10 protein-coding genes are annotated in these 9,731 nt (G+C 61.8%); all 10 read right to left on the minus strand.

Translation table 11 applies throughout. The features are described from left to right. Positions 1 to 2 precede the first annotated feature (2 nt). A complete protein-coding gene (flhA, locus tag HX821_RS00500) occupies positions 3 to 2,117 on the minus strand; it encodes a flagellar biosynthesis protein FlhA (RefSeq protein ID WP_023659255.1) in 2,115 nt (704 codons plus the stop codon). 489 nt (positions 2,118 to 2,606) lie between these two features. After that, positions 2,607 to 3,743 carry a flagellar biosynthesis protein FlhB gene (gene flhB / locus HX821_RS00505; RefSeq protein ID WP_008430191.1) on the minus strand — a complete coding sequence of 379 codons (1,137 nt, stop codon included), beginning with the start codon at positions 3,741 to 3,743 and terminating at the stop codon, positions 2,607 to 2,609. Positions 3,744 to 3,746: 3 nt separating this feature from the next. Beyond that, a complete protein-coding gene (gene fliR, locus HX821_RS00510; protein ID WP_003214551.1) occupies positions 3,747 to 4,523 on the minus strand; it encodes a flagellar biosynthetic protein FliR in 777 nt (258 codons plus the stop codon). 13 nt (positions 4,524 to 4,536) lie between these two features. After that, a complete protein-coding gene (fliQ, locus tag HX821_RS00515; RefSeq protein WP_003214552.1) occupies positions 4,537 to 4,806 on the minus strand; it encodes a flagellar biosynthesis protein FliQ in 270 nt (89 codons plus the stop codon). Between the two features lie 3 nt (positions 4,807 to 4,809). Next, on the minus strand, positions 4,810 to 5,553 hold the full coding sequence (gene fliP, locus HX821_RS00520; RefSeq protein ID WP_003214554.1) for a flagellar type III secretion system pore protein FliP: 744 nt from the start codon (positions 5,551 to 5,553) through the stop codon (positions 4,810 to 4,812). Beyond that, positions 5,553 to 5,987 carry a flagellar biosynthetic protein FliO gene (gene fliO, locus HX821_RS00525; RefSeq protein ID WP_023659254.1) on the minus strand — a complete coding sequence of 145 codons (435 nt, stop codon included), beginning with the start codon at positions 5,985 to 5,987 and terminating at the stop codon, positions 5,553 to 5,555. Before fliO ends, fliP begins: the two co-directional genes overlap by 1 nt. A gap of 1 nt (position 5,988) precedes the next feature. Next, positions 5,989 to 6,456 (minus strand): flagellar motor switch protein FliN, encoded by a 468-nt coding sequence (fliN, locus tag HX821_RS00530; RefSeq protein WP_003214557.1) that lies wholly within the window; start codon positions 6,454 to 6,456, stop codon positions 5,989 to 5,991. 34 nt (positions 6,457 to 6,490) lie between these two features. Beyond that, complete coding sequence (fliM, locus tag HX821_RS00535) at positions 6,491 to 7,459, minus strand: flagellar motor switch protein FliM (RefSeq protein ID WP_003214559.1); 969 nt, start codon at positions 7,457 to 7,459, stop codon at positions 6,491 to 6,493. Positions 7,460 to 7,468: 9 nt separating this feature from the next. Further along, positions 7,469 to 7,969 (minus strand): flagellar basal body-associated protein FliL, encoded by a 501-nt coding sequence (gene fliL / locus HX821_RS00540; protein WP_003214560.1) that lies wholly within the window; start codon positions 7,967 to 7,969, stop codon positions 7,469 to 7,471. A 223-nt stretch (positions 7,970 to 8,192) separates the two neighbouring features. Further along, positions 8,193 to 9,563, minus strand: coding sequence for a flagellar hook-length control protein FliK (locus HX821_RS00545; protein WP_177035123.1), 1,371 nt, complete (start codon positions 9,561 to 9,563; stop codon positions 8,193 to 8,195). Positions 9,564 to 9,731 lie beyond the last annotated feature (168 nt).

A 9,731-nucleotide genomic window follows, 5' to 3' on the forward strand; every position in this document is an offset into this window, starting at 1 on the left:
CCTCAGCCGTTGGGCCCTACTGTCGCGACGATAGTCACTTGCTTATTGTCAGGAATTTCCTGGTAAGCCAATACGTGCAAATTCGGTATAGCCAGGCGTCCAAACCGCGACAACATCGCCCGGACGGGGCCAGCCACCAGCAGGATCACCGGATGGCCTTCCATTTCCTGGCGCTGCGCGGCCTCGATCAACGAACGTTGCAGCTTCTCTGCCATGCTTGGCTCCAGCAATACGCCTTCATCCGCGCCCTGCCCAGCCTTCTGAATACTATTGAGCAATATTTGTTCCAACCTTGGTTCCAAGGTGATAACAGGCAGCTCGGAGTCAAGCCCTACAATGCTTTGGACGATTGCACGCGACAATCCGACGCGCACTGCGGCCACCAGGGCGGCAGTATCTTGACTCTTGGCGGCATTGTTGGCGATAGCTTCGGCAATGCTGCGAATGTCCCGCACCGGCACCTGCTCGGCCAACAGCGCTTGCAGCACCTTGAGCAGTTGCGAGGTGGACAGCACACCCGGTACCAGCTCTTCGGCGAGTTTTGGCGAGGCCTTGGCCAGCAATTGCAAGAGTTGCTGGACTTCTTCGTGGCCAATCAGCTCGTGGGAGTGCTTGTACAGAATCTGGTTGAGGTGGGTGGCGACCACAGTGCTGGCGTCGACCACGGTGTAGCCCAGCGACTGCGCCTGGCTGCGCTGGCTGATTTCGATCCATACCGCTTCCAGGCCAAAAGCCGGATCTTTGGCGGTAATCCCGTTGAGGCTGCCAAACACCTGGCCCGGGTTGATCGCCAGTTCGCGGTCCGGGTAGATCTCGGCCTCGGCCAGAATCACCCCCATCAGGGTCAGGCGGTAGGCGCTCGGGGCCAGGTCGAGGTTGTCGCGAATGTGCACGGTGGGCATCAGGAAGCCCAGGTCCTGGGACAACTTCTTGCGCACACCCTTGATCCGCGCCAGCAATTGCCCGCCCTGGTTGCGATCCACCAGGGGAATCAGGCGGTAGCCGACTTCCAGGCCGATCATGTCGATCGGGGTCACGTCGTCCCAGCCCAGTTCCTTGGTTTCCAGGGCGCGGGCCGGCGATGGCAGCAGCTCCTGCTGGCGCGCCACTTCCTGCTGGGCAATCACCTTGATGTTGTTTTGTTTTTTCCAGAACAGGTAGGCACCGCCGGCGGCCATGGCGGCCATGCTCAGGAACGAGACATGGGGCATGCCCGGCACGATGCCCATGATCGCCATGATGCCTGCCGCCACCGCCAGCGCCTTGGGCGAGGCAAACATCTGCCGGCTGATCTGCTTGCCCATGTCTTCGGAGCCCGAAGCACGGGTCACCATGATCGCCGCAGCTGTAGATAACAACAGTGATGGCAATTGCGCCACTAAACCGTCACCGATGGTCAGCAGGGCGTAAACCTTGCCGGCGTCGCCGAAGGTCATGCCGTGCTGGAAGATGCCGACCGCCATGCCGCCGATCAGGTTGATAAACAGAATCAACAGGCCGGCGATGGCGTCGCCGCGCACGAATTTGCTGGCACCGTCCATGGAACCGTAGAACTCGGCTTCCTGGGCGACTTCAAGGCGACGGGCCTTGGCCTGGTTCTGGTCGATCAGGCCGGCGTTGAGGTCGGCGTCGATCGCCATCTGCTTGCCGGGCATCGCGTCGAGGGTAAAACGCGCGCTCACCTCGGAAATCCGCCCGGCGCCCTTGGTCACGACCACGAAGTTGATGATCATCAAGATCGCAAAAACCACGATACCGACCACGTAGTTACCGCCGATCACCACCTCGCCGAAGGCCTGGATCACCTTGCCCGCGGCGGCGTGGCCGTCCTGGCCGTGGAGCATCACCACCCGGGTGGAAGCCACGTTAAGCGCCAGCCGCAGCAGGGTGGCGATCAGCAGGATGGTCGGGAATACCGCGAAATCCAGCGGCCGCAGGGCGTATACGCACACCAGCAACACGACGACCGACAGCGCAATGTTGAAGGTGAAGAACACATCCAGCAGGAACGGCGGCATCGGCAACATCATCATTGCCAGCATCACCAGCAACAACAACGGCACACCCAGATTGCCTCGCGAGAGGTCAGTCAGGGTGCCACGGGCCGTGCTGAGCATTTGAGAGCGATCCACCGGTATTCCTCGTTTCCTTGAAGCAAACTTTTGACGCCGGGAAGCGTCCTGGAGGCGGTATTGCAAGAAGCCTTCCAACTTTTGCTTGAGGAAGCAGATCGTTCCGGCGGCCAGCAACGACATACCGCCGCGTGCACATCACCTGTGGCGAGGGAGCTTGCTCCCGCTGGGCTGCGCAGCAGCCCCGGAACGGCTTGCGCGCTTTGCCTGAATCACCGCGCTAGCTTTATTGGGGGCGCTTCGCACCCCAGCGGGAGCAAGCTCCCTCGCCACGCTGATTGAGGTAGCGCCCTCGCCCGCGACTTACACGGTGCGAGATGCAATTGCGGGAACGCTCAGGGGGATTTCTGTTGTTTGGGCGGACGCCTTCGCGAGCAAGCCCGCTCCCACATTTGACCGCGTTTCTACAGGATATACACGGTCAAATGTGGGAGCGGGCTTGCTCGCGAAGAGGCCAGGAGGGACGCTACAAAATCAGGAATCCCGACGCAGATCCGGTGGAATCGGCAGGTCTTTGAGCGGATCCGGCCGCTTGCCCTTGCCCGCCCGGTACTGGCGGATCTGATACACGTACGCCAACACCTGAGCCACCGCCAGATACAACCCGGCCGGAATTTCCTGGTCCAGGTCGGTGGAGTAGAAGATCGACCGCGCCAACTCCGGCGATTCCAGCAGCAGGATGTCATTGGCGACCGCAATCTCGCGGATTTTCAACGCCGTGAAATCACTGCCCTTGGCCAGCAACATCGGCGCCCCACCCTTCTCCGGGTCGTACTTGAGCGCCACGGCGTAGTGGGTCGGGTTGGTGATGACCACATCGGCATCGGGTACCGAGGCCATCATCTTGCGCTGGGACATCTCGCGCTGCAGCTGGCGAATCCGCTGCTTGACCTCGGGTCGGCCTTCCTGGTCCTTGTGCTCGTCGCGCACTTCCTGCTTGGTCATCAGCAGTTTCTTGTGGCTTTCCCACAGCTGGATCGGCGCATCCACCGCAGCAATGATGATCAGCCCGCAAGCCATCCACAGCGAACTCCAGCCCACCACTTGCACACTGTGGATGATCGCCAGCTCGATCGGCTCATGGGCGATGCGCAGCAGGTCGTCGATGTCGGACGACAACACCGTCAACGCCACAAACAGGATCAGGATGAACTTGGCCAAGGCCTTGAGCAGTTCCACCAGGGCCTTGGTGGAAAACATCCGCTTGAGCCCGGCCGCCGGGTTCATCCGGCTGAATTTGGGCGCCAGGCTGCCGGCGGCAAACAGCCAGCCGCCGAGGGAAATCGGGCCGATCAGGGCCGCCAGCAACAAGGTGATGAGGATCGGCTGCACCGCGAGAATCGCGATCTTGCCCGAGTGCAGCAGGTACAAGCCCATGGCGCCCGGGCTCAGCAGCACGTCGCGGGGCAGGGAGAAATTCAGGCGCATCAACTCCATCAGGTCCAGGGCCAGGCCACCGCCGTAGATCAGCAGGCCGCCGGAACCGGCGAGCATGATCGCCAGGGTGTTGAGCTCTTTGGAGCGGGCAATCTCGCCCTTTTCCCGGGAGTCCTTTTTACGTTTCTCCGTGGGGTCTTCTGTCTTGTCCTGGCCACTCTCGCTCTCGGCCATGGCTTACCGCGCCCGCGCCAAGTCACGTAAAAACTGCAAGGCGTCGGTCGCCAGCGGTTGATACTGATTGAGAATGTCAGCCATGCCGACCCAGAAAATCCCCATGCCCAGCACCAGGGTCAACGGGAAACCGATGGAGAAGATGTTCAACTGCGGCGCCGCCCGGGTCATCACGCCAAAGGCGATGTTGACCACGAGCAGCGCAGTGATCGCCGGCAATACCAGCAGCAGGGATGCACCGAGCACCCAGCTCAAGCGCCCCACCAGCTCCCAGAAATGATTGACCACCAACCCGCTGCCCACCGGCAAGGTGGTGAAGCTTTCGGTCATCACCTCGAACACCACCAGGTGGCCGTTCATGGCCAGGAACAGCAAGGTCACCAGCATCGTCAGGAATTGCCCGATCACCGCCACCGACACGCCGTTGGTAGGGTCGACCATGGACGCGAAGCCCATGCCCATCTGGATCGAGATGATCTGCCCGGCGATCACGAAGGCCTGGAAGAACAGCGTCAGGGAGAAGCCCAGCAAGGCGCCGATGATGATTTGCTCGGCGATCAACATCATTGCACTGAGGTCCAGGGCATTCACCGGTGGCATCGGCGGCAAGCCCGGCACGATCACCACGGTGATCGCCACCGCGAAATACAGGCGGATGCGCCTTGGTACCAGAGTGGTGCCGAACACCGGCATGGTCATCAGCACGGCCGTGACCCGGAACAACGGCAGGATGAACGAGGCCACCCAGGTGCTGATCTGGGTGTCGGTCAAGGCCAGCATCGAATTCACGGGGTCAGCCGATCAACTGCGGAATACTGCCGTACAGCTGCAGGATGTATTCCATGAAGGTTTGCACCAGCCACGGGCCGGCGACGATCAGGGTGATCAGCATCACCAGCAGGCGCGGCAAAAAGCTCAGGGTCTGTTCGTTGATCTGGGTCGCGGCCTGGAACATCGCCACCAACAGGCCCACCAACAGGCTCGGCACCACCAGCACGGCGACCATCATGGTGGTCAGCCACAGGGCTTCGCGAAACAGGTCGACTGCTACTTCTGGCGTCATGGCCTACACCCCACCGAAACTGCCGGCCAGGGTGCCGATAATCAGCGCCCACCCGTCCACCAACACAAACAGCATGATCTTGAACGGCAGCGAAATGATCAGCGGCGACAGCATCATCATACCCATGGCCATCAGCACACTCGCCACGACGAGGTCGATGATCAGGAACGGAATGAAGATCATGAAGCCGATCTGGAACGCGGTCTTCAACTCCGAGGTCACGAACGCCGGCACCAGGATGGTCAGCGGCGCCATGTCGGGGCTGGCGATGTCGGTACGCTTGGACAACCGCACAAACAACTCAAGATCGCTGGAACGGGTCTGCGACAGCATGAAATCCTTGATCGGGCCCTGGGCCTTGTCGATCGCATCCTGGGCGGTCATTTTCTCCGCCAGGTACGGTTGCAGGGCTTGCTGGTTCACCTTGTCGAACACCGGCGCCATGATGAACAGCGTCAGGAACAGCGCCATGCCGGTGAGGATCTGGTTCGACGGCGTCTGTTGCAGGCCGAGGGCCTGACGCAGGATCGAGAACACGATGATGATGCGGGTGAAGCTGGTCATCAGCATCACGAACGCGGGGATGAAGCTCAGCGCGGTCATGATCAGCAGGATCTGCAGGCTGACCGAATACTCCTGCGCGCCCGCCGCGTTAGTGCCCAGGGTGATCGCCGGGATCGACAACGGGTCTGCCGCGTACGCCAGCGGCGCTGCCAGTAACAGCATGAGCGTCAATAAAACGCGCATTACTTCTTATCCTTCTGATCCTTGCCCAGCAACTCCATGAGGCGCTGGGCGAATTCCGGCGTGGCCGCTTGGGTCTGGGCCACTTCCACAGGCGACTTGAGCACGTGCAACGGGGTGATGCGACCGGGGGTGATGCCCAGCAGGATCTGCTCGTCGCCGACCTGCACCAGCACCAGCCTGTCCCGCGGGCCAAGGGCGCGTGAACCCACCAGCTCGATGACCTGGGCATTGCCCGGGCCGATGCGCTGCACGCGGCGCAACACCCAGGCGAGCACGAAGATCAGCCCCACCACCAGCAACAACCCCAGCACCAACTGGGTGAGTTGCCCGCCCACACCGCTGCCAAGCGCCGGCGCAGCCGCCTGGGCAACCGGTTCTGCTGCCATTACGCTCAAGGGCAGCGTCGATAACAGTCCTACCAATGAACGCTTCATATCAACGCAACTTCTTGATGCGTTCGCTCGGGCTGATCACGTCGGTCAGGCGGATGCCGAACTTCTCGTTGACCACCACCACTTCGCCATGGGCGATCAGCGTGCCGTTGACCAGCACGTCCAGCGGCTCGCCGGCCAGGCGGTCCAGCTCGATCACCGACCCCTGGTTGAGCTGCAGCAGGTTGCGGATGTTGATTTCGGTGCTGCCGACTTCCATGGAGATCGACACCGGAATGTCGAGGATCACGTCCAGGTTCGGACCGTCGAGGGTCACCGGGTCATTGTTCTTCGGCACGCTGCCGAACTCTTCCATGGGAAGGCGGTTGCCGACCGGTGCAGTGGCTGCATCGGCCGCCAGCAGTGCATCGATATCGTCCTGGCCGACATCGCCGGTTTCTTCCAGGGCAGCCGCCCACTCGTCAGCCAGGGCCTGGTCTTCGGCGGAAGTGTTTTCGTGTTCGGTAGCCATTACATGTCCTCGGCGGAGCAGAAATTAAGGTGGATCAGCGACGGTTGATCGGTTCGATCACTTGCAACGCCAGGTTGCCTTTGTGAGAACCGAGCTTGACCTTGAACGACGGCACGCCGTTGGCGCGCATGATCAGTTCTTCCGGCAGGTCGACGGGAATCACATCCCCCGGCTGCATGTGCAAAATATCCCGCAAACGCAGCTGGCGACGGGCCACGGTGGCGCTCAGGGGTACGTCGACGTCCAGCAGGTCTTCGCGCAGGGCTTTCACCCAGCGTTCGTCCTGGTCGTCGAGGTCGGACTGGAAACCGGCATCGAGCATTTCGCGCACCGGCTCGATCATCGAGTACGGCATGGTCACGTGCAGGTCGCCGCCGCCGCCATCGAGTTCGATGTGGAAGGTGGAGACCACAATGGCTTCGCTGGGGCCGACGATGTTGGCCATGGCCGGGTTCACTTCCGAGTTGATGTACTCGAAATTGACTTCCATGATCGCCTGCCAGGCTTCCTTCAAGTCGATGAAGGCCTGCTCCAGCACCATGCGCACCACCCGCAACTCGGTCGGGGTGAATTCACGGCCTTCGATCTTGGCGTGACGGCCATCGCCGCCGAAGAAGTTGTCCACCAGCTTGAACACCAGCTTGGCGTCGAGGATGAACAGCGCGGTGCCGCGCAGCGGCTTGATCTTCACCAGGTTGAGGCTGGTGGGCACGTACAGCGAGTGCACGTATTCACCGAACTTCATCACCTGCACACCGCCCACCGCCACGTCCGCCGAGCGGCGCAGCATGTTGAACATGCTGATACGGGTGTAACGGGCAAAACGCTCGTTGATCATTTCCAGGGTCGGCATGCGTCCACGGACGATGCGATCCTGGCTGGTCAGGTCGTAGCTTTTGACGCTGCCGGGCTCGGCAGCCATTTCGGTCTGTACCAGACCATCGTCGACGCCATGGAGCAGCGCATCGATTTCATCCTGGGACAGCAGGTCCTGCACGGCCATGTCGTGATCCTACTGCAATACGAAATTAGTGAAGAGCACCTGCTCGATCACCGGTTTGCCGACTTCCTTCTGGGCCACTTCCTGCACGCTGGCAGTGACCTTCTGGCGCAGCATTTCCTGGCCCACCGGGGTGGCGAGGGTGTCGAAGGGTTGGGCGGAAAACAGCATCACCAGGTTATTGCGGATCACTGGCATGTGCACCTTGAGGGCATCCAGGTCTGCCTGGTTACGCGCCAGCAGGGTAATGCTCACCTGCAGGTAGCGTTGACGGCCGTTCTGATTGAAGTTGGCGACAAACGCCGGCAGCATCGGCTCGAAGATTGCCGGTTGCTTGACGTTGGGGTTGACCTCGGCCGTGGCGGCCGGTTTGCTCTGGGCACTGTGCATAAAGTACCAGGTAGCCCCCACGGACAAGCCGATCGCCAGCAACAAGGCCAGGACAATCAGCAGGATAAGCTTGAGCTTGCCCTTGCCTGCGGGTGCTTTTGCTGCGTCGTCGCTCTTCGCCATGCCAATAATCCGTCACTATTCTGGGATTCATAGTTCTGGGGAAAGGCAAGAGCAAGTGTTATGCCAGAGTTGTCAGTTCGGTCACGGTTTCGCCGACACTGCAAAACCAATGTGGGAGCGGGCTTGCTCGCGAAAGCGGTGGATCAGCACCTGTAACGGTGACTGACACTCCGTATTCGCGAGCAAGCCCGCTCCCACATTTTGATCATCGCCAGGCCTCGGATCAGGCGTAGTAGTCCACGGCACTGGAGCCAATCACCGACTGCACCACCGGCGCGGCCACTTCAGCCACCTCACCGATACCGCCGCCATCAACCCCATCACCCCGCCCGCCACTGCCGCTGACGCCGCGAGCCTGGTTCTGCTGTTGCTGGTCCTGGCCCTGCTGCCCCTGCCAGCCACGGGACTGGTCGGACACGTTAACGTCGACCTGGCCCATGCCCTGCTGGGCAAACATCTCCCGCAGGCGGCCCGACTGGCTTTCCAGGGCTTCACGCACCACTGCATGGCCGCTCATGAAAGTGACTTGTGCCTGCTGGTCGGCGGACATCTTCACGCTGATGTCCAGGCGACCCAGTTCAGCGGGCTGCAACTGGATCTCTGCCGACTTGAGGTTGGCGCTGGACAGGTACATGACCCGGTTCACCACCTCATCGGTCCAGCCACTCTGGTGCATGGCCAATGGCGCGTTGGCCACCGGCGGCAAGGCATTCGCAGTTTTCGGCGTGGCAGCCTGGGTCAGCGCGGCGAGGCGGTTGGCGAAGTCATCGACACGGGTGTCGCTGCTGGCGTCCTTCAAATCCTTGAGGCCGCCGTCGATCAGACCGGCAAAGGCTTTGTCGCCGCCCTGGTCGGTGCTGTCCTTGGACGCTTGCTGGTCGACCATATTGGCCAGGCCTGTGACGAAGTTTTGCGCGGCGGTCGGCTGATCCTGGGTCGGGGCCGGGGCGGTTTTTGCCGGGGCCTGGCTGCTGGCGGACACGTGTCCGCCCTGTTCCATGGCCAGGCGCACGGCGGGCATTGCATCCAGCGGATCGGCCTCGGGATCGAAGGCGGGCTTGGCGTCGTCGGTCGCGGCAATCGGTGGCGCCACGACTGGCTGGTTTTTGTCATCCTTCGCGGTGGCCGGCGTCGGGGTCTCGACGGGCGCCGGCGTAGCGGGGACGGGGACAGGGACTACCGCGGCTATCAGCGCCGGGTCTACGGCGGGGTCGACCGGAGGTTGCTGGGCCAGGGACGGATCGTCTGCCGGGGCATCGTCGTCTGACTTGGCGGTGGTGTCCGGGGTGTCCGCCTTGGCCGGTGGGCTGGCAGGCAAAGTCTTGCCGTTATCGGCAACCGATGGGGTGCCGGCGGCAGGCTTGTCGTTGTTGGCGGCGGGCTTGGGGCTGTTGTCCGCAGGCTTGTCGCGGGTGGATTTGATGGGGGTGTCGACAGGTTTTGCCGCAGGCGCAGGGGCCTGGTTGGCGAACACCTGAGCGAAGCCCGGGGCCTTGTCCCGCGGGTTCGCAGCCACTGCCGGTGGATTGGCAGCGGGCGCTTGAGGCTTGGCCGCAAGGGCTGCCTGAAGGAGCGAATTCGGGGTGATTGCCATAGTCAAGAGTCTCCGCCGCACAGGGGTCGAGGGTGCGGTAACAGGAGATAGAGCAAGAGTTGGGCCAGGTTTTGGTTTAAGGGTGCATATCCGTTATTTGGGTGATGGCTTGTATGGGGTCTTGAGTGTTGAAGAGCAAAAGCAACAGCCAAATCAAAAGCGGGCACG

This window comes from Pseudomonas sp. B6001 (assembly GCF_013386015.1).
Lineage (GTDB): Bacteria > Pseudomonadota > Gammaproteobacteria > Pseudomonadales > Pseudomonadaceae > Aquipseudomonas.